The sequence below is a fragment of the Sediminivirga luteola genome (genome assembly GCF_014639315.1).
Taxonomy (GTDB): domain Bacteria; phylum Actinomycetota; class Actinomycetes; order Actinomycetales; family Brevibacteriaceae; genus Sediminivirga; species Sediminivirga luteola.
In genome coordinates this window covers 171,408-197,938 of sequence record NZ_BMFY01000006.1, presented here as the reverse complement: position 1 = coordinate 197,938, position 26,531 = coordinate 171,408, and the positions used below count along the sequence as shown (strand labels likewise).

Sequence of the window (26,531 nt, the reverse complement as noted above, 5' to 3'; positions counted from 1 at the left end):
TGCCCTTATCGCCGCAGCCATCCCTCAGGCGCGCGTACTGCCACCGTGGCGTCGGGGTGCAGGGGCCGCGCCAAAGCCATCCCTCAGGCGCGCGCGTACTGCACGAAGACGCCGGCCAGCCACAGCCAGCCGGGCACGATGAGCGCGCGCTGCAGGGCCCCCGTCCGCGGCGAGTCTTCCTCCCAGGCGGTACCGAACAGACCGAAGCCGATCAGGAGCCCGACTGCGAGCAGTCCCGAACCCAGGCGCCACGCCAGTCCGGGCAGCATGAAGGCCGCTACCGCCGCGGCGGCCGGAAGCGCCAGGAACACGACGGCACCGGCCAGATCGTGCATCCGGTGCCGGGCGGAGAAAACGGCAGGGTCCTTCTCCGGCGTGCCGGGCGGATACCCGCGCATCGGGTCCATCCGGAAGATCCCGGACGCCACCAGTCCCAGACCGAAGACCGCTACCGCCGCGCCTAGGAGCACAGCCTGGCCCGATGTCGCCATCGTGATGGCGCCGGCTGTCACGGCCATGCCGGTCACCACGAAGTTCGCGCTCTGGATCCATCCCCGCCGGCCGAGGGCCAGCGCGCTGACGGGATGCCGGATAGGCGAGTAACCCGGCCGGGTGCCCCCGTCGACGAGGAAGACCAGCACGAAGAGCACCGCCCCGGCCGCCCCCGCCCAGTAACCCGTCTCAGCCACTGCGGTCCCCTCCCCTCCTGTGTGACGTGTCCCGGCCTCCCCGCCGTCGCCACCCACGGCTGAGCCGCAGACCCCGGCATCCAGGCTCAGTCCAGCATGCGCACCGTCCGGAGTGACAGTGCCATTGGTCATGGAAGGCGGCACCGGGACCGTGATCACGCCGCCCGCACCGTATGCCAGGCAGCAGATCAACGCGCTGGCTACACTCATGGGATGCCCAGCTCCTCCGTCTCCGCGATCCACTGGCCCGGCCCGGCCCCCGTTCCGCGGATTCTGCTGGCGGACAACCACGACTCGTACACCTACAACCTCTTCCAGCTGATCAGCGTGGTGAGCGGGCATCCGCCCATGGTGCTGCGCAATGACGCGCCGGAATGGGGCACCCTCCGGACGGAGGACTTCGACGCGGCGGTCATCGGTCCCGGGCCGGGCACCCCCGCGCGGGCGGCGGACATCGGCGGGTGCACCGCGCTTCTGGCCGCGCACGATCTGCCCGTTCTGGGTGTCTGCCTGGGTCATCAGGCACTGGGCGCTGCGGCGGGCGGGCGGCTGGGACCGGCCGGCGCGCCCCGTCATGGGCACCTCTCGGATCTGCGGATCGAACCCGGCGCCGACCTGTTCGCCGGCATCGGCTCCATGCGGGTCGTCCGCTATCACTCGCTCAGCATCGGCGGTCCGCTGCCCCCGGCCCTGGAGCTGCAGGCGGTCGCGGAAGACGGCGAGGTGATGGCCTTCCGGCACCGCGCGCGACCGCACTGGGGCGTGCAGTTCCATCCCGAGTCCATCCTCACCGAGCACGGGGACGTCCTGATCCGGAACTTCCTCACCCTCGCCGCGGCGCATCCGCGGGAGCGGGTCGCATCGGTGGCGTTGCCTCATCGCGGTCCGGCCACATCGGCCACACCGACCACGCCGGCCGTACCGGCCACACCGGCCACACCGGCCACACCGGCCACACCGGCCACACCGGCCACACCGGCCACACCGGCAGACGGTACAGGCACTGGCCCCGTTTCACCACGGACACCTCCGGCACCTCCGACGAGGCCGGTGCTGCGGGCCCATTTACGCACCGTCGACGCCCCGCCTGATCCCGCCGCGGTGCTGGAGGCGCTCTTTCCCGATCCGAACCTGCGGATCTGGCTGGACTCCGCCGCTGCCGACGCCCACGGGCCGGGCACCGCCGCCGCAGACGCTCAAGGACCGGCCGCCGAAGAAGCGGGCATCCCAGGACCGGGTATTCAGGGACCGGACGCCCAAGGACCGGACAGTCGCGGGCCGGACGCACAGGTGCCGGATGCTTCCAAGGCAAGCAAGACGGGCAAGGTATCCAGCGCGGATGAGTCGGCAAAGGAGGCGAGCGATGCGGCCAGGCCGGGAGGCGCCCCTCAACCCAGTGGTGCGCCTCAAGCGGGCGGCGCGCCTCAAGCGGATGGCGCGGGTGAGGCCGCCTGGTCCGGTGGCCGGTACTCCTATTTCTGCGGGCCCGACAGCCTCACGAAGCACCCCCCGGAGCCGGACCTAGTCGTCCACCACGTGGCCGGCGACGGTAGCAGCGATGACCTCAACGCCGGCGGTGACCACCGCGACCACGGTGACACCAGCGACCACAGTGACCACAGCGACCTCAGTGACCTCCGTGACCGCGATGATCTCCTCGGACTGCTCGCCGCCCGGCTCGCCGTCGATGTCGCCGGCGCCGACCGCATCCCCGGCCCGTTCCGCGGCGGCTACCTGGGCTACTTCGGCTACGAGCTCGGTGCGGAGTTCGGGCTGGCCACACGGCAGCGCTCTCCGCATCCGGACGCCGTCTGGCTGCGCAGCGACCGATTCGCCGTGCTGGACCACGCTGCGGGCACGCTCACCCTGGTCGCCCTCGCCGGACCGCTTGGCGGTCTGACGCCGGAGGCCGCGGAAAGCTGGCTGGATGCCGCACGGCGACGACTGGCTGCCACGACGGCGAGCCCTCCCGGCTCCGCGAGCGCCGTGAGCATCCCGGCTCCCGTGAGCGCTTCCGCCCCCGCCGGCTCCGCGGCATCGCATGCGCCCGGTCCGGGCGGCATGACCCCAGCCTCGTCAGCGGACGAGGCACGATCCGGCCAGCAGCCACAGCCCCAGCACAAGCACCAGAACCAGCCCCCGCACCAGCTCCAGCCCCAGCCCCCACACCAGCTCCAACCCCGGCCCCAGCCCCAGCATCGGCGGCTGGCCGATCTGACCCGGCCCCGCGCGGACTATGAAGCCGCGGTACGGGCGGCCCAGCGCGAACTCGTCGCCGGTGAGAGCTACGAGATCTGCCTGACCACCACCCTCACCGCCCCCAGCCCGGCACCGGCGGATCGCGCCCGGGAACTGGACGAGTACCTGGCGCTGCGGGAGACGAACCCGGCGGCCTACGCGGCGTTCCTGCAGCTTCCGGACGGGCTCACCGTGTTCTCCTCCTCCCCCGAGCGGTTCCTGCGGGTGGACGCCGGCGGATGCGCCGAGTCCCGGCCCATCAAAGGCACCGCGCCGCGCGTCGCCGATCCCGCGGAGGACGCCCGGCTGCGGGACGCCCTGCGCCAGGATCCCAAGACGACGGCGGAGAACCTCATGATCGTGGACCTGGTGCGCAACGATCTGGGCCGGGTCAGCCGCAGCGGCAGCGTCGAAGTCCCCGACCTGATGGCGGTGCAGACGCTCCCGCATGTGCACCAGCTCTACTCCACCGTCCGCGGCCTGCTCCGGCCTGGCCTGAACGCCCTGGACGCGGTCCGCGCCTGCTTCCCGGGCGGCTCCATGACCGGCGCACCCAAGGAACGCACCTGCGAGATCATCGACCGCCTCGAGACAGGCCCACGGGGCATCTACTCCGGCGCCCTCGGCTGGCTCGGTTTCGACGGCGCCGCCGACCTGAGCATCGTGATCCGCACCGCGGTCCGGCAGAACGGCCTGCTGCGCATCGGCAGCGGCGGTGCGATCGTGCTCGGCTCCGATCCGAACGCGGAGTACCGGGAGATGCTGCTGAAAGCCGGATCGGTCGCCGGAGCGCTGCTCGGCGGGCAGCCGGGCAGCCAAGCCCCGGGCACATAAACTGAAGGAGAGATCAGGTCCTTCCCCACACCGAGAGGCAGGTTGCGATGGATCGCAGTCATATCACCAGCTGGCTCACCGATATGGACGGCGTCCTCGTCCGTGAGAACCATGCGCTACCCGGCGCCGCCGAACTGCTGGAGCAATGGCGCCGCGAGGACGCGCCCTATCTGGTGCTGACGAACAACTCGATCTTTACCGCGCGCGATCTCTCCGCCAGGCTGCGAGCCTCGGGGCTGGTGGTGCCCGAGGAGCGCATCTGGACCTCGGCTCTGGCCACGGCGGACTTCCTGGCCCGGCAGAGCCCCGGTGCCTCCGCGTTCGTCGTCGGCGAGGCCGGCATCACCACGGCACTGCACGAGGCCGGCTTCATCATGACTGAGAGCGACCCGGAGTATGTCGTGGTGGGTGAGACCCGCAACTACTCCTTCGAGGCGATCACGAAGGCGATCCGGCTGATCCTGGGCGGTTCGCGATTCATCGCGACGAACCCGGACGCCACCGGCCCCAGCCAGGACGGCGTGCTGCCGGCCACCGGCGCGATCACCGCGCTGATCACCAAGGCGACCGGCCGGCACCCCTACGTGGTGGGCAAGCCGAACCCGATGATGTTCCGCTCGGCGCTCAACCGCATCGGCGCCCACTCGGAGACCACGGCGATGATCGGCGACCGGATGGACACCGACGTCATCGCCGGCATCGAGGCGGGCCTGCACACCATCCTGGTGCTCACGGGCATCTCCGATGACAGCGAGATCGCCAAGTACCCGTTCCGTCCCTCCGAGATCATCTCCGGCGTGCACGAGCTGGTTCGCCCCTCCTCCGGGGATGTTCACGAATCTGGCGCGGCCGGAACGGAGGATCGGCCTGCGGATCCGAGCGTATCCGGCTCCTCGGACGGCTCACCCGAGGACGTCCCGGCCGAGGAGCCCGGCGCGCCGCGATGAGCGCGCCTGGGCAGGACGGGCCGGAGCGGAGCGCGCGGGCTGCAGGTAAGGGCCCGGCGCCGGCCAAGGACCCACGGCCGGGCGGCCAGACGCGAGCGCTCCATGATCCGCGGCCGGGCGCCGGGACGCACGCCGATGGCCCCGGCCCGGTGCAGGACTCGTGGCTGATCGAGGACGGCCGGGTCCGGGGCCTGGAACATCATCTGGCGCGGTTCTCCGCCGGGGTGCGGGCACTGCGCACGCACCCCGGCGACCCTGCCGATGAGGAACTCGCGGCGTTCCTGGCCTGGCTTCCGGCACGGTTCCCCAGCCGGGGACGCTGGTTCCCCCGGATCGTCTGCGACTGGGGCGCCGATGAGCGCCTGCGGTGGGATCTCCGGCCGGCACCGGAGGCGACGAGTGGCGCCGTTTCGCTGTGGAGCGTGCCCGGACCGGATCCGCGGCGGCATCCGGAGACCAAAGGCCCCGACCTGGCGCCGCTGGGCCGGCTGCGGGCCCGGGCGCAGGAGCACGGCGCCGATGAAGCGGTGCTGCTCGATGCGGAGGGCTGCGTCCTGGAGGGCGCCTACAGCGCGCTGGTGTGGTGGCGGGACGATGCCCGGGGCAGGCTCTATCTGGGCGTGCCGGCAGGTCCCGTGCTTCCCTCGGTCACTCGCGCTCTGATGGAGGGGTTCGCCGTCGAGGACGGCATCCCGGTGATCCACGAGCGCGTGCGTCCCGCGGATCTGCACGGCGCTGAGGCGTGGTGCATGAGCGCGCTGCGCGGTCTGCAGACGGTGACCGGCTGGGTGGCCGACGCCGGGACGGACGGGCGGGCCGCCGATCAGTCCGAGCCCGTGGCGCTCGCACCGGATCTGAGCGGCCGCCGGGTGACGTGGCAGGCCCGGCTGGACGCGCTCGCCCGGCGGCCGGAACACGCTGCAGGGCGCCACCGCACGCGTTAGGCCGGGTCTTCGGCGAACCATCATCGGCGACGTGCGGTTGCCGTCCGGCACCACCGCCCACACACTGTACGTCCGGCCCTTGGCGTTGTCCTCCACCCATGCCAGGACTTCATCGACGTCGGACTCGTCCAGCTCCCATTCATCGGAAGCCATGTTCTTGTCCCAGAAGTTGACGCGGTACCGGACATGATGGAGTTCGGTGGTGTAGAGCCGCGGATCGATCCCATAGGCCTTCATGGGCGGAGGCTAGCAGCCGGCCACGGGCACCCCGGAAGACCCTCCCTCATTTCCCGGCTGCCTGAACAGCAGGACAGCGTCTGGGTGCGTCGGCAGGTTCAGTCCCTTGGGTTCTCTCGCGCCTGTTCTGCCGGCTCGGCACTGCCGGGAATACGCTGGAACCAGTCCAGCGCGAAGCGGAGCGTGGCGATGCCGTAGTCGAGAGTCGCCTGCTGGTATGCCGCGATGTCGTGGAACTCCGGCGGCACCTCCGCCGTGCTGAGTTCTTCCTCCAGGGCGGTGAGACGCGCGAGATCGGCGGCATAGCGCGCCTGGATGCGGCGCAGCACGAGCGGCCGTTCTCCCGCTTCCAGCAAGCCGAGGAAGTGCAGCCGCGCGAGGGCCGCAGTTTCCAGATCCGTGCCGGTCACGTCCCCGGTCATCCAGCTGCGGAACTCCTCCCTGCCGGAGTCGGTGACGCGGTAGGTCTTGCGGCCTCGCCCGGAGCGCTCGGTGCTCGCGACCTCGATCCGCCCTTCCCGCAGGAGTCCATCCAGGGCACGCTTGATGCTCCCCGCGCTCGCGCTGTAGAAGAGACCCACCCCGGCCTCGAAGTCCTTGATCAGGTCGTACAAGCTCCGCGGAGCGATCAGGAGGAGCCCCAGAATCACATGTGCCACAGGTGCAATCCTAGCGGCTTGACTCTCATAGATATGTCTAATAGACATATCGCATACATCTAGTGAGGAAGGGAGCGTCATGGACAGGCCGCCGCTCGTGGTCCCCGCCGGCGACAACACCGCCCGGCCGGACGCGCAGGCACGACTGCAACGTGTGCTGCAAAAGCTCATCGCGCGCCGGGGAGGGCAGCGCCTGCACCACGCGACGGTGGCCGTCGCCAGTGCCGACGGGAGCCTCCGGTGGTCCGCCGCCGCAGGTGCCGCCGATGAGGCGGGGCCTCCGGATCCGGGCCGCCCCTTCTTCATCGCCTCCGTCACCAAGCGATTCATCGTGACTCTGCTGCTGCAGGCGCACGAGCGCGGCGAGGTCGATCTGGCAGCTCCGATCACCGGCGTACTGCCGCCGGACGTCACCACCGGGCTGCACACCCTGCGGGGAACCGATCACACGCCCGCCGTCACGGTGCGGCACCTGGCCACGCACACCTCCGGGCTGCCGGATCATTTCGAGCGTCGTAGCGACGGCCCGAGCCTCTACTCCCGGCTCGCCGCCGGCCAGGACACGTCCTGGAGTTTCGAGGACATGATCAGGACGACCCGCGAGCAGCAGCGAGGGCACTTCGCCCCGCAGGACCTTTCCGCGTCCCGCCAGAAAGCACGCTATTCGGACACCGGTTTCCAGTTGCTGATCCGCATCCTGGAGACCGTGACGGGACAGGACTTCGCCGGGCTGCTGGCCGAACGGATCACCGGACCGGCCGGACTGCACCACACCTGGCACCCCGGGCACAGTCCAGCTCCACGGCACGGCGCCGCACCCGGGCACGGCGCGGCCGGCCCGCATCTCACGGGCGACGATCCGGCACCGCCTCCCACCACCATCTGCGCCGGACGTCATCCCGTGAATCTCGGTTCCCTGATCGCCTCCAGCAACGATCTGATCAGCACCACCGGGGATCTCCTGCGTTTTCAGCGCGCGCTGCGCCGCGGTGATCTCTTCCGCAGCACCCGCACAGCGGCCCTGCTGACCGAACGGCGCAACCGGCTGCGGAACATCCCCGTGCTGCGATATGGCATGGGCACGATGATCTTCCGGACCGTGATCCCGGTGGCGGGCCGGCTGCGCGCGGTCACCCTCGTGGGACACTCCGGTGCCACCGGCAGCTGGCTCTTCTCCTGCCCGGAACTCGGCGTGGATCTCGCCGGGACGGTGGACCAGGCCGGCGGTCGGAATGCTCAGAGCCTGCCCTTCCGCGTCATGGCCCGATGCCTCGCGGCCTGGAGCGGCTGAGGCCGCCTGTCCGTGCCTACCGGCAGAATGGGGAGCATGATCCCGCTCTTCATCGACTGCGACCCCGGCATCGACGATGCCATCGCCCTCGGCTACGCCCTCTGCCAGGAGGACGTGCTGATCACCGGAGTGGCCGCCAGCGGCGGGAACGTGCCCACCGGGCAGGTGGTCCGCAACGCGCTCGGCTGGCTCGCCCTGGCCGGCCGCGCCGACGTCCCGGTGCATCCGGGCGCGGACCTGCCGCTCTCCGGCGAGGCGGAGTATGCCGAGGACACGCACGGGGACACCGGAACCGGCTACGCGGTCCTGCCGCAGGACGCCGTGCCCGATGCCCGCGACGCCGCCCGCGCCTGGGTGGAGGCCGCCCGAGCCCATCCGGGTGAACTCGTCGGCGTCCTGCTGGGACCGGCCACGAACCTGGCGCTCGCCCTGGAGATCGAACCGCGCCTGCCCGCGCTCATCCGGCGGCTCTTCGTGATGGGCGGCGCGTTCAACTACCGCGGGAACACCCGGCCGACCACCGAGTGGAACATCAGCTGCGATCCCGAGGCCGCGGCCCGCGTCTTCGCCGCTTTCGGCCGGGCGGACAGCCTGCCGGTCATCGGGCCGCTCGAGGCCACGGAAGCCGTCGTGATGACCCCGGAACGGCTCGACGCGATCCTCGGGGACGGCACCGGGCACGACGCGGCCGGAAACGCGGTCCGCGAGCCCGGACCGCGCGACGACCGGTGGCAGCACTGGCTGGAACAGCTCGCTGCGGCACTGAGGTTCTACTTCGAGTTCCACGAATCAGACGGCCACGGCTATCTGGCGCATATCCACGATCCGTACGTGCTGGCCGCCGCTATCGGCTGGGCGCGGGCGCACGCGGCAGGCCGCGGGACCGCCGACGACGGGACCGCCGACGATTCGCCTGACCGCGGCGCAGACGGGATAATCCCCTGGGCAGAGACCGCACGCGTCGCCATCGACGTCGAGCTCCACGGCACCCTGACCCGCGGCGAGACCGTGGCCGACTGGCTCGGCCGCTGGAACCGGACGCCCAACGCGGAAGTGATCCGGCGCATCGACGCCGGCGGCTTCCTGGAGCACCTGCAGACCGTACTGATGAGAGGACCGACATCATGACCAGCGCCGATCCCGCATCTGGGCAGGGGTCCGCCAGCCCGGCGGGCCCCGCGGACACCAGCGAAACCACCCGGCACCACGATGCTGCGCCCGGACCGCCCGGAGAGCGCGGCAACCCCGGCAGCACCGGCAGCCGCGCCGCAGCCGGCACCACAGCGACCGCGACCGCCACGGACCGGCCCGCTCCAGCCGGTTCCCCGGCCGGAGCCCCGGTCGCCGGCACCGGCTCTGAGGCCCGCCGCCCCTCGGCAGGCGAGGCTCTCTTCGCCTCCTCCCAGGGCCGCTTCTACGCGATCCTGATGGCCCTCCTGGTCGCCTTCTTCCTCGTCTCGAACATCTCCGCGACCAAGGTGATCTCCTTCGGTCCGATCGTCACCGACGGCGGCGCGTTCCTCTTCCCCCTGGCCTACATCGCCGGCGGCGTCATCAGCGAGATCTACGGCTTCGCCGCCGCCCGCAAGGCCATCCTGGTCGGCTTCGGCGTGCAGATCGTCGCCGCGCTGACCTTCTACGCCGTGATGATCGCCCCACCCGGCCCCGGCTATGAGCATCAAGCGGCCTTCGAGGCGGTCCTGGGCTTCTACCCCCGGATCCTGCTGGCCAGCGTGGCCGGGTTCCTGGTCGGCCAGCTGCTGAACTCGTTCATCATCGTGCGCATCAAACGCCGCTTCGGCGAACGCCACCTCTGGGCGCGCCTGTCCGGCTCCACCGTGGCGGGCCAGTTCCTGGACACCCTCATCTTCTGCACCGTCGCGTTCGCGGGGATCATCCCCGGCGCGGACTTCATCAGCTATGTGCTCTTCGGCTTCGTGTACAAGTGCGCCGTCGAGTTCCTGCTGCTGCCGGTCACCTACGCGGTGGTGAACACACTCAAGCGGCACGAGCCCACCTACCGTCAGCACGGCTGAGGCCGGGCGCTGACACCCGCGCCGACCGCACTGCCACCATCCATCCATCTCGCCCCGAAGGACACCTCATGACCAGCAACGATCCCGCATCTGGACAGGGGTCCGCCGCTCCGGCGGGCCCCGCAGCCACACCTCCCGCAGCGCCGCTGTGGTCCACCCTGCTCATCGCCGCCGGGGCTCTCGTCATCGCCGGCACCTACCTGTGGATCCTCGCCACCCAGCCGGCCACCCTGGGCGCCGACCTCGGCCACACCACCCTCGCCGTCATGGCCGGCTATCTGGCCGGCGCGCTCCTGATCGCCGCCGGGGCGCTGCCCCGCATCCCCGCCACTGTGCTGGCACTGCTGCCGGTCATGATCGCGCTCAACGTCGTCATCGGCCAGATCGTCGGCACGCTCACCCCCATCCCGCTCTACCTCGACTCCCTCGGCACCGTGCTCATCGGCGTCCTGGCCGGTCCCGCGGCCGGTGCCCTCACCGGCGTCCTGACGAACCTCATCTGGGGCGTCACCATCAACCCGAGCCTCATCCCGTTCTCCGCCGGTGCGGCGTTCATCGGCGCGGCCGCCGGCTGGGCAGCCCGCGCCGGAGCATTCCGCCGCCTCTGGACGGCCATCCTGGCCGGAGGCGTGGCCGGCATTCCCGCTGGTCTGCTCGGCGCGCCGGTCGCCGCCTATGTCTTCGGCGGCGGTCTGGGGGTCGGCACCGGCGGCGTGGTCGCGGCGTTCCAGGCCGCCGGCGCCTCGATGCTCGCCGCCACGACCCTGCAGGCCATCCCCTCGGACATCATCGACAAGGCGATCGTCTTCGCGGTGGCCTTCCTCGCCTTCCGTGCCGTGCCCCAGCGTCTGCGCAGCCGGTTCGCGTTCACGGCTCACTCCCTCCCGCCGAAGGTCCCCGGACGGTCCGCCGGCGCTGGTACCCGTTCCGGGGAGGACCTGCCCTGACCGCCGGCTCCGGGCTCCCAGGTTCCGGGACGGTCGCGATAGTCGTCCCGGAGCCGGAGGAACCCGGTCTCCTGCATCCGGCCACGGCTCTCGTGCTGCTGGCCTGCGCGATGCTGCTCGTCTACGGGGTGGCCTCCCCGCTGATGCCGGCGGCGGTGCTGTTGCTCTCCGCCGCGGCCGCCCTCTGCTCGCCGCGGGTGAGACTTCGCAGCTGGCTCCTGGGCATGCTTGTCCTCGCCGGTCCCATGCTGCTGGTCGTCGGCGTGGTCCAGGGGCTGTTCTACCCGGGCCCCGCCGAGGTCCTGTGGTCATGGGGTCCGGCACGGCTGACGGCGGAGGGCGCCGCGGTGGCCGCCCAGCTGTGGCTGCGGGTCGCGGCGATGGTCTCCGTCTGCCTGGTCTTCGCCCTGAGCGCCGATGCCGGCCGCGTCTTCGACGCGCTGATCGTCCTGCGGCTGCCGCTCGGCCTGGCATACGTCTGCGCCGCCGCGGTGGGAATGGTGCCGCGACTGCGGCAGCGACTCGGTGACACGCTCGCCGCCCGCGCGGCGCGCGGCCATGACACCAGACGGCTCGGCGTGCGGCTGCGGCTTCTGGGCGGCATCGCCGCGGGGCTCCTGCTATCCTCCCTGACCGATCTGGATCAGCGGCACGACGCCCTCGTCCAGCGCGGCTTCGGCACAGCCCGCCGGCCGGCGCCCTGGCGGCGCTATCCGGATGGACGGCTGCAGCGGACGCTGCGCTGGGCACTGCCGGCCCTCTCCCTCGCCGTGGTCGCGGCCTCCATCGGCGGCTGGCTGCCACTTCCCGCGGCAAGTGACCTGATCCCCGCCCTGGCGGCCGGGAGTGAGCACCCATGAACGCCACAGGCCTGCCGCCGGCTGGCCCCGGTAGCCGGAGCATCCGCGCTGAGCCAGGCAACCCCATCCCGCTACTGACGCTGCAGAAGGCAGGCTTCCGCTACCGGGACGCAGACGCCGCGGCGCTGAGGGACATCGACCTGGTCATCCGGCCGGGCGAGGGCATCGCGGTGCTGGGGCCTCAGGGTTCCGGGACGTCGACGCTCGCGCGGCTGGCCGCGGGGCTCCTGAGCGACCGCGGGGAGCACAGCGGCACCGTGAACAGGAACGCCCGCGCCGCGCTCCTTGGCGACGATCCCGAGGCGCAGCTGACCGGGCTGAGCAGATCCGCCGCGGAAGAGGTCTCCCTGCCAGCTCGGCTCACCGGCATGCTCCGGGACAGCCTGCCGGGAGCCGTCGGGCAAGCGATGAGCGCCCTCAGCATCGCGCATCTGGCCGGACGGGACGTCAGCACGCTCTCCGGCGGGGAACGCCAGCTGACGGCGCTGGCCGGGCTGCTGGTGCTCGCCCCGCCCCTGGTGATCCTGGACCAGCCGGGCCTGGCCCTCGATGCCCGGGCGCGCGCGCATCTGCTCCGCGCTCTGGACGCGCACCGCCAGGCCGGCGGTGCGGTACTGCTGACCGGCCATCAGCACGATGAGCTCAGCGCCGCCTGCGACCACGTGCTGCTCCTGGACCGGGGCCGTCTGACCGGCACCGGGAACGTGACTGCCCAGCCTGCCCTGCTCAGCCGCTACGGGGTCTGGGATACCAGGCCGGCGGCAGGTCCGGTACCGGGCTCAGCCCATTCTGCTCCACAAGACGCTCCTTTCCGGGCCGGAAGCTCCTCCTGCGTCCACGACACCTCCCGGCTGCCCGGCGTACAGGCGCCCGGACGTGACGGCGGGGAAGAAGGCACCGGGCAGGATCTCCTGTTGCGCGTCCGCGGACTGCGGGTGCGGCGCGGCGGCAGAACCGTCATCGACGGCGTGGACCTCGATCTCCTCGCCGGGACCACCACGGCGCTGCTGGGCGCGAACGGGTCCGGGAAGTCCACGCTGCTGGCAGCTCTGGCCGGGCTGCTCGGTCCGGCAGACCGCCCGGCAGACCGTCCGGCAGACCGCCCGGGGACCTCGCCCGAGGACATCCCCGCCTCCGGCCGGCGCAGGACGGGTGGACTCACCCGGGGTCGCCGGCGCGGCAAGAGACCCGTCGACGACGTCGCCGGAAGCATCATCGATCGTGCCGGCACGGAGCTGGGCGCGCTGCCGCTCCATGCGCGTGCCCGCCATCTGGCCTGGGTGGGCCAGGACCCCGGTATGCAGCTTTCGGCGGCATCGGCGCGCGCGGAACTGGAAGGCGCCGTGCCGCTTGCCAGGCATCGCCGAACGGAGCGCACACGCCTGCGGGCACGCCGGCACGAACAGGTGGACGGCATCATGGAACGGCTGGACCTCCAACACGATGCCGCCACGCATCCCTACGACCTCTCCCCCGCCCGGCGCAAGGACCTCGTGATCGCCTCCGCGCTGCTGCTCGAACCCGCAGCGCTGCTCCTGGACGAGCCGACACTCGGCCGGGACCTGGCAGGCATGCAGCGGCTGAACACACTGCTGAACGACTTCACCGGCGCGGGCGGCACGGTGCTGGTCGCCACCCACGACCTGCACTGGGCCAGCAGCATCGCCGACCGCACCGTCCATCTCTGCCCGCCTGAGGACACGACGCCATCACACGCGCCATAAAAGCAGCCGCGGGAGTCCACGCGCAAGAAGAACCGGCCCGCACAGTCATCCTGTGCGGGCCGGTTCTGGCGCTCCTGTCAGGCGTTACCGGACGAAACCGCCCCAGCAGGGCTGTTCATCCGCCACCGTCGACTCACGAGGAGGTCAGTCCTCGTCCTCGTCGTCGACCTTCTCGACCACGAGGGTCTCGGTGGTCAGCACCAGTGCCGCGATCGAGGCCGCGTTGCGCAGCGCCGAACGGGTCACCTTGACCGGGTCGATGACACCGTCGGCGATCAGATCGCCGTAGGTGTCCGAAGCGGCGTTGTAGCCCTGACCGTCGGTGAGCTCCTCCACCTTGGAGACCACCACGTAGCCGTCCTGGCCGGCGTTCTCCGCGATCCAGCGCAGCGGCTCGCGAATGCTCCGGCGGACGATGGCAGCACCGGTAGCGGCGTCGCCGGACAGGCCGAGGTCCTTCTCGTCCAGGACCTTGCCGGCCTGCACCAGCGCCGAGCCACCGCCGGGCACGATGCCCTCTTCGATGGCGGCACGAGTGGCGGACACGGCGTCCTCCACGCGGTGCTTGCGCTCCTTGAGCTCCACCTCGGTAGCGGCGCCGACCTTGATGACGGCCACGCCGCCGGCCAGCTTCGCCAGGCGCTCCTGCAGCTTCTCCCGATCCCAGTCGGAATCGGTGTGCTCGATCTCCGCGCGGATCTGCGCCACCCGGCCGGCGACGTCCGACTCGGAACCGGAGCCGTCGACGATGGTGGTGGTGTCCTTGGTCACGCGCACGGAGCGGGCGCTGCCGAGCTCCTCCAGGCCGATCTGATCCAGCTTGATGCCGAGGTCGGTGGTGACCACGGTGCCGCCGGTCAGGATCGCCAGATCCTCCAGGATCGCCTTGCGGCGGTCGCCGAAGCCGGGAGCCTTGACGGCGGCGACGTTGAGGATGCCGCGCATCTTGTTCACCACGAGGGTGGACAGCGCTTCGCCCTCGACGTCCTCGGCGACGATCAGCAGCGGCTTGCCGGCCTGCTGGACCTTCTCCAGGATCGGGAGCAGGTCCTGGATGGCCGAGATCTTGCCCTGGTTGATCAGGATGTACGGATCGGTGAGCAGGGCTTCCTGGCGGTCCGCATCAGTGATGAAGTACGGGGACAGGTAGCCCTTGTCGAACTGCATGCCCTCGGTGAACTCCAGCTCCACCGAGGCGGCCTGCGACTCGTCGATCGTGATGACGCCGTCCTTGCCGACCTTCTCGAAGGCCTCGGCGATCAGCTCGCCGATCTCCTGCGACTGGGCGGACAGGGCCGCGACGAAGGCGATCTCCTTGGAGCCGTCCACATCGCGGGCGATCTCCTTCAGGCGCTCCTCGACGGCCTCCACAGCGGCCTCGATACCGGCCTTCAGCTGGCCGGGTGCGGCCCCGGCGGCCACATTGCGCAGGCCCTCGTGGACCAGCGCCTGAGCCAGCACGGTGGCGGTGGTGGTGCCGTCGCCGGCGACGTCGTTCGTCTTGATGGCGACTTCCTTGGCGAGCTGGGCGCCGAGGTTCTCATACGGATCCTCGAGCTCCACCTCGCGGGCGATGGTGACGCCGTCGTTGGTGATCGTCGGCGCGCCCCACTTCTTGTCGAGCACGACATTGCGCCCGCGTGGGCCGAGCGTCACCTTGACGGTGTCGGCCAGCACGTCAACGCCGCGCTCCAGCGCCTTGCGAGCGTCGTCGTTGAACTCCAGTGTCTTCGGCATTGACTCTCTCCAGTCCTAGGTTCGAGTGCGCCTGATCAGGCGATGACTGCGAGCACGTCGCGGGCGGAGAGCACGAGGTACTCCTCGCCGCCGTACTTCACCTCGGTGCCGCCGTACTTGGAGTAGATGACCTTGTCGCCCACGTTCACATCGAGCGGCACGCGGTTGCCCTTGTCGTCGATGCGACCCGGGCCGACGGCGACGACCTCGCCCTCCTGCGGCTTCTCCTTGGCGGTGTCGGGGATGACGAGGCCGGAAGCGGTGGTCTGCTCGGCTTCGACCTGGCGGATGACAATCCGATCTTCAAGAGGCTTGATGGAGACCGACAATTCGGACACTCCCTTTCTTGGGTAGAGAATCTCGATGCTGGTCTGGAGTTCCCCGGCCGCTCGCCGTCGCGGGTGTGCGAACAGCGGATCCCTTCCAGGTCTTTAGCACTCGCGCATAGCGACTGCCAATTCGACTTTAGAACGCGCTTAGCACTCGGTCAACTTGAGTGCCAGGAGCGCGTCATGAACGGTTGCATCGAGGCTCCGGCGGCGCCTCGCACCGGCGCAGCCACAGGCACAGCCGTCAGCAGCGGAGGCCTTCCGTGGGCAGCCGACCCAGCGCCGCTGTTACGTCCGGCCTTGTGCACTATTTCCGCGTGAGCTCACGCGGAATTTGCGCACCACCCCGGGACTAACCCGCCCCCGGCCTGCGCGCCGCCCGCTTCAGCTGAGCCGGAACTCCAGTGCGAAGTTGCTCAGCAGCGAGGGCAGGTGCTCGGGATCGAGCCGGTGCGAGGCCACCGCGATCTCGCGGTCCCCGATGAGGCGGGCCAGGAACGAACTGGTCAGCAGCAGGACCAGGTGCCGGCCGGGGCAGATGCCGGGCCCGGCGCTGAACGGCACGAGGGGCCAGCCGACGGGCGCCCCGGCCTCGGCCGTCCGATCCGGATCCCACAGCTCGGGGGCGAAGCGGTGCGCGACCTCGACATGGCGGTCGTCGCGGTGGAAGAACGGCGCGAAGATCAGCACAGTGGCACCGGCCGGCAGGACACCGTGATCGAAGCCGACCTCCCTGGTGGTCTGGCGCAGCAGCATCGGCGTGGTGGCCCACAGCCGCAGCGACTCCAGCACCGTGGCCCGCAGCAGGCCCAGGGGTTTCAGCGGCGCGGTGCCGGAGGATCCCGCGGCTCGGCCGGCAGCGCCGCCGGAGGGCCCGGAGGCTTGGCCGGTGGCCTGCTCGGAGACGCTCTCAGAGGCCCGAGCGGCCACCTCCCGGCGAGCCTGCGCCATCCGCTCCGGGTGGGCGGCCAGCAGCGCCAGCGCCCGGAACGTCGCCATCCCCGCCGGGTCGAAGGCGAACAGCCACTGCGGGATCTGGTTGATCGGGGAGTCGTCGGGACCGGCGTCGGCGCGCGCCATGAACGCGGCCAGGCTGCCCGGCTCGGCGCGGTCGAGCGCCGCCTGGAGCCGCGAGTGCAGCTCGGCGCGGGCACGGGTGTCGACCGGCTTGAAGAACGCCCAGTTGCCATCCGCGCGCAGCTTCTCCATCAGATCGGTCAGCTCGGTGTCGTCGGCAGCGGAGTCCCCGAGGACGACGCGGCGCACCACCCGGTACCAGGCCGCTTTGAACTCGTCCCACGCCAGTACACTGCCGGCCCTGTCCGCAGTCTCCAGCAGGGCGACGGCCTCCTGTTCGACCACCGGCAGGAAGTCCCCGGCCATGCGGTGCACCGGGTGGCCGTCATCGAGCACCTGCTCGTTCAGGCGCCTGCGCTGGGCACGCTCGGTACCATGCGAGACGAGCGCGACCTCCGGCTCGAAGTGCTTCAGGGCGTTCCGCTTGAGCATCTCACCCGGTGCGAACGGCTCCGGGGTCTCGGCGAGCACCCGGTGCACATGCTCGGGATCGAGGACCAGGGCTATATCACGGCCGGGAACCGCGAGCATGAGGGGGCCGCTGCCGTAGCGGTCCGAGAGCGCCTGCATGCGGGCGACGGCGCGGCCTTCCAGGCCGAAGCGCTCGATCACGCCGACCACGCGCGGCCGGCGGATGATGGGGCCCTTGGCGATCATCGGCGCCTGCACGTCGCGCAGCACCTGAGCGGTTTCCAGGGCGGTGGCGCGCGGCAAGGGGTTCTGCACGTGGGCGGGAGCGGGGCGGGCGGTACGTGTCATGACTGCACCTCCGGTGCGTCGTCGGCGATCGTACGTGTCCCTCACCATACCGAGGCGCGCGTGTGCACTTCCCCCTCGCCCCCCCCTGCCCGCGGTGCCCATGATCCTCCGCTCGTCCCAGTTAGCGTCGCCCCGGCACGCGGGGCAGCCCCCAGCGATCATGGCCGCACAACCAGCGGGCCAGCAGATCCGTCTCCCCTGCCAGTGCAGGGGATCACAGGGGTGAATGACAGGGATCGAATGAGACGAACCCCTCCCGCACGCGCGAGCTGATCTCCATGAGTTTTCCATGAGCCGGCCGGACGCCTGGTTCGACTGAGCACGGCTTCCCGCCCGAGCGAGCCGACCGCCGCCCGGCGGGCGGATTCTCCGCGACCGTCCCCGTAACGCCATGAGACCGGCCCCTGGGTAACGGGGACCGGTCTCATGCGCGCTGGATCATAGCCCGCGGGCATCTGCCCGCGGAGGCCTTCCGGGCCGCAGCGCGCAGGCCGGCGCGCGCTCAGCGGCGGTGCCGGCTTCAGCCGCTCAGCGCAGACCCAGCTGGCGGGAGCAGGAGGGCCACTGGCCCCAGCCGGCCTGGCGCTGCAGCTTCTTGCCGATGTCGATCTGCTGCTCGCGGGTCGCCTGGTGCGGGTACTCGGCGTACTGCCCACCGCCCATCGCGTCCCAGGTCTGCTTCATGAACTGCAGCCCGCCGTAGAAGCCGTTTCCGGTGTTGATGGACCAGTTGCCGCCGGACTCGCACTGCGCGAGGCGGTCCCAGACGCTGTTGTCCTCCACGGAGGGCGCCTCACGGCCGGTGTTGCCGCCGCCGCTGGACCCGGACGAGCTTCCCGAGCCGGACGAGGAGCGCTCCTTGGTGCCTTCCAGGACCACGCGGGTGACCGGCTCCTCGGTCACCTCTTCTTCGAGCTTCTCCTTGCGGGTCTCCTTGCCGTCCACCTTGCGGACGTCGTAGGTGACCTTCTTGCTGCCCTTCTTGCCCTCGGTCTCCACGCGGGTCTCGCCCTTGTAGAGGTCGTCGCTGTCCTTGGTCTCGGTCTCGTAGTCGATCTCCTCGTCCTCCGTGACGGTCTCTTCGACCACCCGGAGCACGCGGACCTTCTGGCCGTCGACGACGTGGGCGTTCAGCGGAGCGGAGACGATGTCGTCCTCGCCCACCTCGACGCCGGCGGCGGTGAGCGCCTCGCTCACCGTCACGGTGGTGCCCTCGACCGGGTGCGCCTCACCGTCGGCGAGCACCTGGATGGCCTTGTCGGTGGCCACCTCGATCACGGTCTCGCCGGATTCCACCGGGGCGTCGACCGGCAGCGAGAGGTCCGCGCCGCGTGCGTCGATGCCCAGATCCGCGAGCGCCTGCGCCACCGTGTTGCCGTAGGTGGTCTCCTCCAGGTGGCGTCCGTCCAGGACGACCTGCACGTCCTTCTCCGTGTTCACCACGATCTCGGATCCGCGCTCGATCGGCGTGCTCAGAGCGGGCTGCACCTCATCGGCCCCGGAGACCTCGATGCCCTGCGAGTCGAGCACATCGGCGACGTCGTGGCCGAAGGAGCGCACCTGCTGCGCCTCGCCGTCCACCGTCACCGTGACGGGCTTGTTGAGTCCGACGAAGGCCGCGGTGCCGCCCAGGAGGGCGGTGATGACGACGGCCTGTCCGGCGATCTGGACCTTGCGGTTCCTCAGGATTGCTGGCAAGGGTGGTTCCAATCGGATCTGCGGGGAAGACGTATACGGTCATGGGAGACGTTCGTGCCGTACGGCGTCCCGACACCGCTGGTCTGCGGTGCACGGGGGCTGGATGACGGCGTGGACGTCCAAACGCGTTTCAGTGTAACCGCTTCGTTATCAATGCGGCAATACTGTAATGGAAACGCCGTCACCAGCCGCCGATGGCGGTCTCGGCGTTGTGCCACGCCCTACGGCACAGCGCCTCCAGCTCCTCACCCCGGACCGCCGCCGCCGCCCGTGCGGTGAGCGCGGTCAGATACGAGCCGCCGGGAGCGCCGCGGTACGGCACCGGGGTCAGAAACGGCGCATCGGTCTCCAGCAGCAGCAGTTCGTCCGGCACCTCGCGCAGCGCCTGCCGGAGCGGCTCGGCGTTCTTGAAGGTGATGTTCCCGGCGAAGCTCATGTAGAACCCCCGCGCGGCGCACTCGGCGGCGAACGCCGCGTCGCCGGAGAAGCAGTGCAGGATGACGCGGTCGGGCGCCCCGGCGTCGTCCAGGACGCGGAGCACATCGGCGTGGGCCTCCCGGTCGTGGATCTGCAGGGCGAGCCCGCGGCGCTTGGCGATCTCGATATGCGCCCGGAACGACTCCTCCTGGGCCGGCCGGCCCTCGTCACCGGTGCGGAAGTAGTCCAGGCCGGTCTCCCCCACCACGCGCATCCGCGGGCCGGCGACGAGCCGGTCGATCTCGCTCAGCGCGTCCTCCAGCAGTCCCGCCGCAGCCAGCCGGGGCGCCTCGTTCGGGTGCAGCGCACCGCCGCCGACGAGCCAGCCGCTGTCATCACCCGCCACCAGCTGCGCGGTCCAGCGAGCCGAGGGCAGCTCGCAGCCGATCTGCACCGCGCGGGTCACCCCGGAGGCCAGGGCCCGGGAGCGGAACTCGTCCACGTCCGGCAGCGCGGGGGCATCGGCGTCCTGCTCGGCCTCATACTCCGGTGGCAGGTCCTTCTCGGCGAGCGGCAGCCGCGCCCCCGTGGAGATGTCGAGATGGGTGTGCGTGTCGGCCACCGGATGCGGCAGCGGCTCCGGGACCGGCGGCAGCTCCCCCTTGGCCCTGCTCATGCCTCGTACTTGGGGAAGACGGGCGCCGGCGCCGGCAGCCGGGTGCCGGCCGCGAGGCGTTCGGGCAGGGCGGAGAAGTCCCTGCCGTCCCCGGGCACACCGAGCTGGTCGAGGATCGCGGCGGCCGAGCCGGGGATGACCGGCTGCACCAGCAGCGTGACGATCCGCAGCACCTCCAGGGTCACGTAGAGCACCGTGCCCATCCTGGCCGGATCGGTCTTGCGCAGCACCCAGGGCTCCTGCGCGGAGAAGTACCGGTTGGTCCGGCTGAGCACCTGCCAGGCGGCCTCCAGGGCCAGGTGCACGTTCTGCCGGTCCATCTCCGGGCGCATCCGGTCGACGAGACCGTCGGCCAGCGCCAGCAGTTCCTCGTCCTCGGCGGTGTACGCGCCGGGCTCCGGGACGATGCCGCCGAGGTTCTTGGCCACCATGCTCAGCGAACGCTGCGCCAGGTTGCCGTACTCATTGGCCAGGTCCGCGTTGCGGCGGGTGACGATCGCCTCGTGCGAGTAGGAGCCGTCCTGGCCGTAGGAGATCTCTCGCAGCAGGAAGAACCGGAGGGTGTCGAGACCGTACTCGTCGACGAGCTCGAACGGGTCCACCACATTGCCGACCGACTTGGACATCTTGGCGCCCTTGTTGAACAGGAAGCCGTGCGCGTGGACCCGGGTGGGCACGTCCAGCCCCGCGGACATCAGGAACGCCGGCCAGTACACGGCGTGGAAGCGGGCGATGTCCTTGCCGATGATGTGCACGTCCGCGGGCCAGTACTTCGCTACGCTGGCCTCATCGTGCGGGAACCCGATGCCGGTGAGGTAGTTCGTCAGCGCATCCACCCAGACGTACATGACGTGGCGTTCGTCGCCGGGGACCGGTACGCCCCAGTCGAAGGTCGCCCGGGAGATGGACAGGTCCTTGAGCCCCTGAGCCACGAAGCTGGCGATCTCATTGCGGCGGACGTCGGGGCCGATGAACCCGGGATGCTCCTCGTAGAGCTTCAGCAGCCGGTCCTGGTAGGCCGAGAGCCGGAAGAAATACGACTCCTCCTCGGTCCAGGTCACCTCGGCGCCGGTGGAGACGGCCCGGCGGACGCCCTCGGCGTCCACCTCGGTCTCGTCCTCGGCGAAGTACGCCTCGTCGCGGACCGAGTACCAACCCGAATAGGAGCCCAGATAGATGTCGCCGGCATCGGCCATGCGACGCCAGAGCTCCTGGCTCGCCTCGTAGTGGTCCGCATCGGTGGTGCGGATGAACCGGTCATAGGAGCTGCCCAGGGCGTCCTGCAGCCGCTTGAAGCCGGCCGCGTTCCGGTCGGCCAGTTCCCGCGGGGTGATGCCCTCCTTCTGAGCGGTCTGCTGCATCTTCAGGCCGTGCTCGTCGGTGCCGGTGAGGAACCGGACGTCGTAGCCGTCCAGCCGCTTGAACCGCGCGAAGGCGTCGGCGGCGATGTACTCGTAGGCGTGACCGATGTGCGGGGTGCCGTTGGGGTAGGCGATCGCGGTCGTGATGTAGAAGGCGCTCATGATGCGACTAGCTTAGCCCGCCGGCCCGGCACCCGGCGGCTCAGTCCGGGGACCCCTCACGGGCCCGCAGCGCCGCCTGGTACAGCTCGCGGCGGCTCAGGCCCTCCCGCTCGGCCAGATAGCCGGCAGCGTCCTTGAGCCGCAGTCCCATGCCCGCCAGGCGCAGCACCTCGCTCGCGTGCTCGGCCTCGCGGGCCCCGGCCTCGGGAGTCTCCTCAGACGCCCCGGCCACGACCACGGTCAGCTCGCCGCGGAAGCCTTCCGTCTGCGCGTGCGCGGCCAGATCGGCGAGCGTGCCGCGGCGGGTCTCCTCCCAGGTCTTGGTCAGTTCGCGGCTGACCGAGGCCCGGCGCCCGGACCCGAACGCCTGGGCCATCGCCGCCAGCGTCGCGGCGATGCGGTGCGGCGACTCGAAGAACACCAGGGTCCTCGGCTCCCGGGCCAGGGCGTCGAGCGCGGCGCGCAGCTCGCCGGGCTTGCGCGGCGGGAAGCCCTCGAAGCAGAACCGGTCGCTCGGCAGGCCGGACAGCGCGAGCGCGGTGGGCACCGCGGAAGGACCGGGCACGGCGATGACCGGGACGCCGGCTTCGGCGCAGTGCTGGACGATCCGGAAGCCGGGATCGGAGATCGCGGGCATGCCCGCGTCGGTCACCAGGGCCACGGTGCGGCCCTCGCGGAGCCGCTGCAGGATCTCCCCGGCGCGGGACGCCTCGTTGTGCTCGTGAGCGCTGAGCAGCCGGGCCCGCAGCTCCACCCCGAGCGCCGTGGCCAGCTTCCGCAGCACGCGGGTGTCCTCGGCGGCGATCAGATCGTCCTCGTCGAGGGACGCCAGCGTGGCCGTCAGCCGCGGGGAGGCGTCGGCGATGTTGCCGATGGGCGTGCCCAGGAGGATGAGCCGGCCACCCTCCCCCGAGGCGGCCGCGCCCTCCTCCCGGGCACCCGAGGGCACCGGCGTCAGAACGCTCCCGCCATGCCCGCGGCGCCGAACATGAAGACCACCAGCGCGATGTACGCCAGGATGCCCAGCACCCACAGGCCGCAGATGACGTAGCCGACGATGAGGCCGGCCAGCGCCATGCCGTCGCCGCCCTCACCGGTCTCGCGGATCTGCTTGCGCCCGATGTGGCCGAAGATGATGCCGAGCACCGCGGTGATGCCGGTGATCAGGCCCACCAGCGACATGATGAGCGACAGGGTCGCCATCGTATTGGTCCGCGGCTGCACGGCGTAGCCCTGGTTGTAGTCATAGGCGGGCTGGCCGTAGCCGGGCTGGGCGCCCTGCCCGTAAGCCATGGAGTCCTGCCCGTAGTTGGTCTGGGCATAGGACGGCTGAGCCGGGTAGCCGCTGCCGTAGGCGGTGGTGTCCTGCCCGCCGTATCCGCCCTGCCCGCCCTGGGCGTCGTAGGCGCTCTGGCCGCCGTAGGAGCTGTAGGGATCCTGCGGCGCCGGCTGCGACCCTGGCTGGTCTCCGTACTCGGGATTGGTGGACATGGCTGCCGTCTCCTGAAGCTCGTCTGCTCGTCTCTTGCGACCGTGATCCTCGTCGGAAGCCCACGTTACCGCCTCACCCGCTCGTAGACTAAGGCCCGTGACCCATGTCTCGGAGCTGCAACACGGCACGCCCAGCCCCGCCTCGGCGCCCTCCCCCGGTCCGGCGGCGCGGCTGGCCTCAGCCCTCGTGACGCATCGGCGGATTCTCGGCTGGCTGCTCCCCCTGGCGGTGGCCGTCGCCGGCGGCGTGATGCGGTTCTGGCGGCTCGGCGAGCCGGGCACCCTCGTGTTCGACGAGACCTATTACGTCAAGGACGCCTACTCCCTGCTGCAGTCCGGCTACGAACGGCAGTGGCCCGAAGGCTCGGACGACGCCTTCAACCAGGGCGATGCCAGCATGCTGCGCACGGATCCGGGCTTCGTGGTGCATCCGCCCGCAGGGAAGTGGCTGATCGCGCTGGGTCTGCAGCTGTTCGGGCACGACTCCGCCTTCGGCTGGCGGTTCACCGCGGCGCTCGTCGGCGCCGTCTCGATCCTGATGATCGGCCTCATCGCCCGGCGCCTGTTCTCCTCCACGTTCCTGGGCACCGCCGCCGCGGTGCTGCTGGCCGTCGACGGCTCGCATCTGGTGCACTCGCGCACGAGCCTGCTGGACATCTTCCTGATGTTCTGGATCCTGGCCGGTTTCGGCGCCGTGCTGATCGACCGGGACCGCACCGGCGCGCGGATCGCGGCGCTCGCCGCCAGACCCGGCGGCCCGGACGGTCCAGTGGGTTTCCGGCCGTGGCTGCTGGTGGCGGGCGTGTGCTTCGGCCTGGCGCTGGGCACCAAGTGGTCCGGCGTCTACCCGCTCGCGGCGTTCGGCCTCGCCGCCGTGCTCTGGACGCTCGGCATGCGGCGGCGCGCCGGGGCCCGCACGCCGCTGCGCAGCACCGTCCGCCGGGACATCGTGCCGTCGTTCTTCACGCTGGTGCCCATCGCCTTCGTGGTGTACCTGTCCACCTGGGCCGGGTGGATCAGCAGCCGCGGCGCCTACAACCGGCAGTGGGCCGCCGAGCACTCCGGCTGGTGGGACGTGCTGCCGGACTGGCTGGTGTCCCTGGCGTATCACCACTGGCAGGCCTACCGCTTCCACGTCGGCGTGGAGAGCGAGCACCCGTACATGTCCCACCCCTGGGGCTGGATCGTGCAGTGGCGGCCCACCTCGTTCTACTTCCGCCGCGACGACGAGGGCGCGCAGTGCGCCGCCGACACCTGCGCCGCGGCGATCACCTCGGTGGGCAACCCCGTCATCTGGTGGGCCGGCGCGGCGGCGGTCCTGCTGTGCCTGGTGGCGTGGATCGCCCACCGCGACTGGCGCGCCGGAGCCATCCTGGCCGGGCTGGCGGCCACCTGGCTCCCCTGGTTCAGCTACGCCGACCGCACCATCTTCACCTTCTACACGATCGTGATGCTCCCCTTCGTGGTCCTTGCTGTGGTCTACGCCCTCGGCCTGCTGTGGGGGCGGGCTCCCGCCGATGCCCCGCCGGGCCGGGCGCTGCCCGCAGGTCTCGCCGCCCGGCGGCTGGCGGTGGGCGCCTTCCTGGCGGTCGCGGTCGCCGTGTTCTTCTGGTTCTGGCCGCTGCACGTCGCGGAGTGGATCCCGATGGACTCCTGGCGGGCGCGGATGTGGCTGCCGTCCTGGATCTGACCGGCGCCGGCCTGCGACCGCAGAGCCTCTCGCAACGCGAACGCCGGCCGCAGAGCCCGTCACGCCGGCGGCCATGTGGACGCCGACACGACACCTGACGTTTACCGACTTCTCAGGCGTCCGGGTTAGTCTGGAGCCCATGCCAGAAACACAAGCCGCCCTCGCGGTCATCCCGGCCCGGGGAGGCTCCAAGGGCGTTCCGCTGAAGAACCTGAAACTGGTCGGCGGCGTGAGCCTGCTGGGCCGCACCATCCGCGCCGCCCGGGCCACCACCCGGATCGCGGAAGTCGCCGTCAGCACCGACCACCCGGAGATCGCCGCGGAGGCCCGGCGTCACGGCGCCGTCGTGGTGGACCGTCCCGGCACCATCGCCGGGGACACCGCCACCTCCGAATCGGCCCTGCTGCACGCCCTGGAGCAGCTCCCCCACCGCGATGTGACCGTGTTCCTGCAGTGCACCTCGCCGTTCATCGACGCCGCGGCCCTGGACCGGGCCGTGGGCCGGGTGGCCGCCGGGGAGGCCGATGTCGTCTTCTCCGCGGCAGAGGACCACGGCTTCCTGTGGGGCAGGGACGAGGAGGGATTCGCGGTCGCCATCGGCCACGACGCCCATCATCGTCCCCGCCGGCAGGACCGAGAGCCCCAGTTCCGGGAGACCGGGGCGTTCTACTGCATGCGCACGCAAGGCTTCGTCGAAGCCGGGCACCGCTTCTTCGGCCGGATCGCGGTCGAGGAGGTCCGTCCCGAGGACGCAGTGGAGATCGACTCACCCGTTGACCTGAGGATCGCCCAGCTGCTCGCAGCTGCCGAGCCCAGCACCCAAGAGAAGAAAGCGAAGATCATGACGAACGACACCAGTGCAGTCCGCATCGGCGAACACGAGGTCGGCGACGGCCACCCGGTCTACGTGATCGGTGAGATCGGCATCAACCACAACGGCGATGTCGAGAACGCCAAGAAGCTGATCGACGTGGCCAAGAGCGCCGGCGCGCAGGCAGTCAAGTTCCAGAAGCGCACCCCGGACATCTCCACCCCGGAGCACCAGAAGTCCAAGCTGCGCCAGACCCCCTGGGGCGAGATGACCTACCTGGAGTACAAGTACCGGGTGGAGTTCGAGGAGGCCGAGTACACCGAGATCGCGCGCTACGCCGCCGAGGCCGGCGTGCAGTGGTTCGCCTCCCCCTGGGACGTGCCCAGCGTCGGGTTCCTGGAGCGCTTCGACGTGCCGGTCCACAAGATCGCCTCAGCCAGCGTCACCGATCTGGAGCTGCTGAAGGCAGTCGCCGAGACCAAGAAGCCGATCCTGCTCTCCACCGGCATGTCCACCCTGGAGCAGATCGACAAGGCCGTGGAGACCGTCGGCACCGAGAACCTCGTGCTGATGCACTCCACCTCCACCTACCCGCTGCCCCCCGAGGAGGCGAACCTGCGCGCCATCCAGACCCTCAAGGACCGCTACCAGGTCCCGGTGGGCTACTCGGGCCACGAGACCGGCCTGCAGATCTCCCTGGCCGCCGTCGCACTGGGCGCGGTGACCGTCGAACGTCACATCACCCTGGACCGCACCATGTGGGGCTCCGATCAGGCCGCGTCCCTGGAGCCGCACGGCTTCCACCGCCTGGTGCGGGACATCCGGATCCTGGAGGAAGCCCTGGGCGACGGCAACAAGCGCGTCATGCCGGGCGAGGAGGCCAAGGTGGCCTCGCTGCGCAAGGTGGGCTGAAGACA

General features: G+C 70.8%; 21 protein-coding genes and 1 pseudogene. 12 read left to right on the top strand and 10 right to left on the bottom strand.

Translation table 11 applies throughout. The features are described from left to right. Positions 1-83: 83 nt before the first annotated feature. Positions 84-899, bottom strand: a complete 816-nt coding sequence (locus IEW13_RS08565) for a DUF998 domain-containing protein (RefSeq protein WP_229745021.1) — start codon at positions 897-899, stop codon at positions 84-86. 3 nt (positions 900-902) lie between these two features. On the opposite strand from IEW13_RS08565, the gene IEW13_RS08560 reads away from it, so the two are divergent. The 3 genes from IEW13_RS08560 to IEW13_RS08550 are packed head-to-tail and all read left to right on the top strand — an operon-like array spanning position 903 to position 5,652. Further along, positions 903-3,761 carry a chorismate-binding protein gene (locus IEW13_RS08560; protein ID WP_188550524.1) on the top strand — a complete coding sequence of 953 codons (2,859 nt, stop codon included), beginning with the start codon at positions 903-905 and terminating at the stop codon, positions 3,759-3,761. Between the two features lie 47 nt (positions 3,762-3,808). After that, complete coding sequence (locus IEW13_RS08555) at positions 3,809-4,708, top strand: HAD-IIA family hydrolase (protein ID WP_188550523.1); 900 nt, start codon at positions 3,809-3,811, stop codon at positions 4,706-4,708. Beyond that, entirely contained in the window at positions 4,705-5,652 is a 948-nt protein-coding gene (locus IEW13_RS08550) for an aminotransferase class IV (RefSeq protein WP_188550522.1), read from the top strand. The genes IEW13_RS08555 and IEW13_RS08550 overlap by 4 nt, the downstream gene beginning before the upstream one ends. A 335-nt stretch (positions 5,653-5,987) precedes the next feature. Here the strand turns inward: IEW13_RS08550 and IEW13_RS08545 are convergent, their stop codons facing one another. Beyond that, positions 5,988-6,548, bottom strand: coding sequence for a PadR family transcriptional regulator (locus IEW13_RS08545; RefSeq protein WP_188550521.1), 561 nt, complete (start codon positions 6,546-6,548; stop codon positions 5,988-5,990). Between the two features lie 79 nt (positions 6,549-6,627). Here IEW13_RS08545 and IEW13_RS08540 point away from each other — a divergent pair, with 79 nt between their 5' ends. From IEW13_RS08540 to IEW13_RS17780, 6 genes are all read left to right on the top strand, one after another. Next, positions 6,628-7,839, top strand: a complete 1,212-nt coding sequence (locus IEW13_RS08540) for a serine hydrolase domain-containing protein (protein WP_188550520.1) — start codon at positions 6,628-6,630, stop codon at positions 7,837-7,839. Between the two features lie 36 nt (positions 7,840-7,875). Further along, entirely contained in the window at positions 7,876-8,967 is a 1,092-nt protein-coding gene (locus IEW13_RS08535; protein ID WP_229745020.1) for a nucleoside hydrolase, read from the top strand. Next, positions 8,964-9,875, top strand: coding sequence for a queuosine precursor transporter (locus IEW13_RS08530; RefSeq protein ID WP_229745019.1), 912 nt, complete (start codon positions 8,964-8,966; stop codon positions 9,873-9,875). Before IEW13_RS08535 ends, IEW13_RS08530 begins: the two co-directional genes overlap by 4 nt. A gap of 68 nt (positions 9,876-9,943) precedes the next feature. Next, on the top strand, positions 9,944-10,822 hold the full coding sequence (locus tag IEW13_RS08525; RefSeq protein WP_188550519.1) for a histidine kinase: 879 nt from the start codon (positions 9,944-9,946) through the stop codon (positions 10,820-10,822). A 92-nt stretch (positions 10,823-10,914) separates the two neighbouring features. Beyond that, complete coding sequence (locus IEW13_RS08520; protein ID WP_188550518.1) at positions 10,915-11,682, top strand: energy-coupling factor transporter transmembrane component T family protein; 768 nt, start codon at positions 10,915-10,917, stop codon at positions 11,680-11,682. Then, a complete protein-coding gene (locus IEW13_RS17780) occupies positions 11,679-13,406 on the top strand; it encodes an ATP-binding cassette domain-containing protein (protein WP_188550517.1) in 1,728 nt (575 codons plus the stop codon). The genes IEW13_RS08520 and IEW13_RS17780 overlap by 4 nt, the downstream gene beginning before the upstream one ends. A 144-nt stretch (positions 13,407-13,550) precedes the next feature. Here IEW13_RS17780 and groL read toward each other — a convergent pair whose 3' ends face one another. The 8 genes from groL to IEW13_RS08475 all read right to left on the bottom strand — a co-directional run bounded on the left by groL (position 13,551) and on the right by IEW13_RS08475 (position 23,113). Further along, a complete protein-coding gene (groL, locus tag IEW13_RS08510) occupies positions 13,551-15,143 on the bottom strand; it encodes a chaperonin GroEL (protein WP_188550516.1) in 1,593 nt (530 codons plus the stop codon). 35 nt (positions 15,144-15,178) lie between these two features. Continuing rightward, the gene (groES, locus tag IEW13_RS08505) at positions 15,179-15,472 is read right to left on the bottom strand and encodes a co-chaperone GroES (RefSeq protein ID WP_188550593.1); all 294 of its coding nucleotides are present in this window, start codon (positions 15,470-15,472) and stop codon (positions 15,179-15,181) included. A 384-nt stretch (positions 15,473-15,856) separates the two neighbouring features. Beyond that, complete coding sequence (locus tag IEW13_RS08500) at positions 15,857-17,308, bottom strand: cytochrome P450 (RefSeq protein WP_188550515.1); 1,452 nt, start codon at positions 17,306-17,308, stop codon at positions 15,857-15,859. 528 nt (positions 17,309-17,836) lie between these two features. Then, positions 17,837-19,006: a resuscitation-promoting factor gene (locus tag IEW13_RS17775; protein WP_188550514.1), complete on the bottom strand. Its 1,170-nt coding sequence runs from the start codon at positions 19,004-19,006 to the stop codon at positions 17,837-17,839. Positions 19,007-19,187: 181 nt separating this feature from the next. Further along, the gene (locus tag IEW13_RS08490) at positions 19,188-20,099 is read right to left on the bottom strand and encodes a TatD family hydrolase (protein ID WP_188550513.1); all 912 of its coding nucleotides are present in this window, start codon (positions 20,097-20,099) and stop codon (positions 19,188-19,190) included. Continuing rightward, positions 20,096-21,622, bottom strand: a complete 1,527-nt coding sequence (gene metG, locus IEW13_RS08485; RefSeq protein ID WP_188550512.1) for a methionine--tRNA ligase — start codon at positions 21,620-21,622, stop codon at positions 20,096-20,098. The genes IEW13_RS08490 and metG overlap by 4 nt, the downstream gene beginning before the upstream one ends. 40 nt (positions 21,623-21,662) lie before the next feature. Then, positions 21,663-22,571 carry a 16S rRNA (cytidine(1402)-2'-O)-methyltransferase gene (rsmI, locus tag IEW13_RS08480; protein WP_188550511.1) on the bottom strand — a complete coding sequence of 303 codons (909 nt, stop codon included), beginning with the start codon at positions 22,569-22,571 and terminating at the stop codon, positions 21,663-21,665. A gap of 5 nt (positions 22,572-22,576) precedes the next feature. Continuing rightward, positions 22,577-23,113 (bottom strand): DUF4190 domain-containing protein, encoded by a 537-nt coding sequence (locus tag IEW13_RS08475; RefSeq protein WP_188550510.1) that lies wholly within the window; start codon positions 23,111-23,113, stop codon positions 22,577-22,579. A gap of 97 nt (positions 23,114-23,210) precedes the next feature. Here IEW13_RS08475 and IEW13_RS08470 point away from each other — a divergent pair, with 97 nt between their 5' ends. From IEW13_RS08470 to IEW13_RS17400, 3 genes and pseudogenes are all read left to right on the top strand, one after another. After that, positions 23,211-24,803 (top strand): dolichyl-phosphate-mannose--protein mannosyltransferase, encoded by a 1,593-nt coding sequence (locus IEW13_RS08470; protein ID WP_188550509.1) that lies wholly within the window; start codon positions 23,211-23,213, stop codon positions 24,801-24,803. Between the two features lie 73 nt (positions 24,804-24,876). After that, positions 24,877-25,344, top strand: a pseudogene (locus IEW13_RS17405) (acylneuraminate cytidylyltransferase family protein); the annotation flags it as partial. A gap of 300 nt (positions 25,345-25,644) precedes the next feature. Continuing rightward, on the top strand, positions 25,645-26,526 hold the full coding sequence (locus IEW13_RS17400) for an N-acetylneuraminate synthase family protein (RefSeq protein WP_229745032.1): 882 nt from the start codon (positions 25,645-25,647) through the stop codon (positions 26,524-26,526). Positions 26,527-26,531: the final 5 nt, after the last annotated feature.

Coding starts and splice junctions, on each gene's coding strand:
- IEW13_RS08565 (WP_229745021.1), bottom strand. CDS start 899: ATGAGTGTAGCCAGCGCGTTGATCTGCTGCCTGGCATACGGTGCGGGC.
- IEW13_RS08560 (WP_188550524.1), top strand. CDS start 903: ATGCCCAGCTCCTCCGTCTCCGCGATCCACTGGCCCGGCCCGGCCCCC.
- IEW13_RS08555 (WP_188550523.1), top strand. CDS start 3,809: ATGGATCGCAGTCATATCACCAGCTGGCTCACCGATATGGACGGCGTC.
- IEW13_RS08550 (WP_188550522.1), top strand. CDS start 4,705: ATGAGCGCGCCTGGGCAGGACGGGCCGGAGCGGAGCGCGCGGGCTGCA.
- IEW13_RS08540 (WP_188550520.1), top strand. CDS start 6,628: ATGGACAGGCCGCCGCTCGTGGTCCCCGCCGGCGACAACACCGCCCGG.
- IEW13_RS08535 (WP_229745020.1), top strand. CDS start 7,876: ATGATCCCGCTCTTCATCGACTGCGACCCCGGCATCGACGATGCCATC.
- IEW13_RS08530 (WP_229745019.1), top strand. CDS start 8,964: ATGACCAGCGCCGATCCCGCATCTGGGCAGGGGTCCGCCAGCCCGGCG.
- IEW13_RS08525 (WP_188550519.1), top strand. CDS start 9,944: ATGACCAGCAACGATCCCGCATCTGGACAGGGGTCCGCCGCTCCGGCG.
- IEW13_RS17780 (WP_188550517.1), top strand. CDS start 11,679: ATGAACGCCACAGGCCTGCCGCCGGCTGGCCCCGGTAGCCGGAGCATC.
- groL (WP_188550516.1), bottom strand. CDS start 15,143: ATGCCGAAGACACTGGAGTTCAACGACGACGCTCGCAAGGCGCTGGAG.
- IEW13_RS08500 (WP_188550515.1), bottom strand. CDS start 17,308: ATGACACGTACCGCCCGCCCCGCTCCCGCCCACGTGCAGAACCCCTTG.
- IEW13_RS08490 (WP_188550513.1), bottom strand. CDS start 20,099: ATGAGCAGGGCCAAGGGGGAGCTGCCGCCGGTCCCGGAGCCGCTGCCG.
- metG (WP_188550512.1), bottom strand. CDS start 21,622: ATGAGCGCCTTCTACATCACGACCGCGATCGCCTACCCCAACGGCACC.
- IEW13_RS08475 (WP_188550510.1), bottom strand. CDS start 23,113: ATGTCCACCAATCCCGAGTACGGAGACCAGCCAGGGTCGCAGCCGGCG.
- IEW13_RS17400 (WP_229745032.1), top strand. CDS start 25,645: ATGACGAACGACACCAGTGCAGTCCGCATCGGCGAACACGAGGTCGGC.